The following is a 271-nucleotide window of genomic DNA, read 5'->3' on the forward strand; positions in this document are numbered from 1 at the left end:
CCGCGTCCGAACCCCTTGGGGCCATGGCCGAACCCACCGGGCCCGAACCCGTCGTCGTCGAAGTGATGAGCACGAGCGAAGCAGCTCAAGCACAGCGCCGCGGCGAGGAGAGCGCACACGAGCTTGCCGGCACGAAAAGCCATTGCCTCCCGGCGCACGCCGGACAGCTGGAGTACGTTGCCGCGCCGGCCGGTGCCGGAGCAATGCTGCTAGCGAACAGGGTAGCTAGCTAACGATCTCTGCTGCAAAGCTTAGCTCGATCTTATTGTTT

1 protein-coding gene is annotated in these 271 nt (G+C 64.2%); it reads left to right on the forward strand.

What is annotated here, in order from left to right:
* Positions 1–233 (forward strand): hypothetical protein (locus L9G74_RS24165; RefSeq protein ID WP_238898636.1); only part of this gene is annotated, 233 nt, incomplete at its 5' end.
* Between the last annotated feature and the right edge of the window lie 38 nt (positions 234–271).

This window comes from Shewanella electrica, from assembly GCF_022321485.1.
GTDB classification, from domain to species: Bacteria; Pseudomonadota; Gammaproteobacteria; order Enterobacterales; family Shewanellaceae; genus Shewanella; species Shewanella electrica.